Source organism: Devosia sp., assembly GCF_036406155.1.
GTDB lineage: Bacteria > Pseudomonadota > Alphaproteobacteria > Rhizobiales > Devosiaceae > Devosia_A.
Genome location: NZ_DASWVV010000026.1, coordinates 1 through 1,903, shown reverse-complemented (window position 1 = coordinate 1,903; position 1,903 = coordinate 1). Strand labels below are relative to the sequence as shown.

Here is a 1,903-nt window from a genome sequence, read left to right as displayed (position 1 = left end):
AGGGCGCTTGCGCACCGCGCGCGCCTGCCGCAACACTGGGGAGCGGCGACGCCAACCGGGCGGTCCCGCCGGAGAGCGCCGATGCCGCATGAGACGCCCCTCATCTCGATGATCGTCGCCGGCCTCGTGCTGGCCTTCCTGTTCGGGGCGGTCGCCAACCGCTTCCGGCTGCCGCCGCTCGTGGGCTATTTGCTCGCCGGGGTGGTGGTGGGGCCCTATACCCCCGGCTTCGTCGGCGACGCCGAGGTGGCGCTCGAATTGTCGGAACTCGGCGTCATCCTGCTGATGTTCGGCGTCGGGCTGCATTTCTCGCTCAAGGACCTGCTGTCGGTGCAGGCGCTCGCCGTTCCCGGCGCGCTGCTCCGCATCGTCGGCGGCACGGTGATGGGGCTCGGGCTCGGGCTGGCGCTGGGCTGGACGGTGGGGGCGGGGCTGCTGTTCGGGCTGGCGCTGTCCGTCGCCTCCACCGTCGTGCTGCTCAAGGCGCTGCAGGACCGGCACCTCATCGACAGCGACCGCGGCCGCATCGCCGTCGGCTGGGTGATCGTCGAGGACATCGCCATGGTGCTGGCCCTCGTCTTGATCCCGGCGCTGGCCGGCATCTTCGGGGTGGGGGGGACGGCGCCGGACGATCCCTTCGTCAGCCTCGCCGGGCGCCTGCTCGGCACCAGCCTCGGCGTGTGGGGCATCCTCGCCGTCACCGTGGTCAAGCTCGCCGCTTTCGTCGGCTTCATGCTGGTGGTGGGGCGGCGCGTCATCCCATTCGTCCTGCACTTCACCGCCCACACCGGTTCGCGCGAACTGTTCCGGCTAGCGGTGCTGGCCATCGCGCTCGGCGTCGCCGCCGGCGCCGCCTATCTGTTCGGCGTGAGCCTCGCGCTCGGCGCCTTCTTTGCCGGCGTCATCCTGTCCGAGAGCGAACTCAGCCACCGCGCGGCGCAGGAGACGCTGCCCCTGCGCGACGCCTTCGCGGTGCTGTTCTTCGTCGCCGTCGGCATGCTGTTCGACCCCATGATCCTGATCCACGACCCGCTGCCGGTGCTGGGGACGCTGTTCATCGTGCTCGTCGGCAAGTCCGCGATCGCGGCCGCCACCATCATCGCCTTCGGCCGCCCGCCCTCCGCGGCGCTCGGCATCGCCGCCGGCCTCGCCCAGATCGGCGAATTCTCCTTCATCCTCGCCTCGCTCGGGCTGGGGCTGGGCATCCTGCCGGCGGAAGCGCGCGACCTTATCGTCGCCGGCGCCATCCTCTCGATCCTTCTCAATCCGCTGCTGCTGTGGGCGGCCGAGGCGCTGCGCCCCGGGCTCGAGGCACATCTGCGCCCGGCCGGTGCCGCGGCCGGGGCGGGGCGGGTCGAACCCGCCTTTGCCGCCCGCCCCGAGGTTTCCCAGCCGGCGCCGGCGGCCGAGGCGAGCGCGCCGCTGCCGACCCGGCTCTCCGGCCATACCGTGCTCATCGGCTACGGCCGCGTCGGCACGGTGATCGGCGAGGGCCTGCTCGCGGCCGGGGCGCCCTTCCTCGTCATCGAGGACGCCGAGGACAGGGTGGCGGCGGCGCGGGCCGCCGGCATCGAGGTGATCGAGGGCAACGCCGCCACGCCGCGCGTGCTGGAACTGGCCAATGTCGACGGCGCCCGCAACGTCGTCATTGCCATCCCCAATGCCTTCGAGGCGGGACAGGCGACCGAGCAATGCCGCAAGCACAACCCGCAGGTGCTGATCGTGGCGCGTGCCCACTCGGACGAGGAGGAGCAGCACCTGCTGCATCTGGGGGCCAACACCGTGATCATGGGCGAGCGCGAGATCGCGCTCGGCATGCTCGATTGGCTGACCCGCGACCACAAGGCGGCGGCGGCGTTGTCCGCGGCCGATGACGTCGAGGCGGCGCTCGCCCCGCCGCCGG

1 protein-coding gene is annotated in these 1,903 nt (G+C 72.4%); it reads left to right on the top strand.

Translation table 11 applies throughout. The features are described from left to right. Window positions 1-81: 81 nt before the first annotated feature. Window positions 82-1,903: cation:proton antiporter (locus VGD93_RS01625; protein ID WP_395008536.1), on the top strand; the 1,822-nt coding region annotated here is incomplete at its 3' end.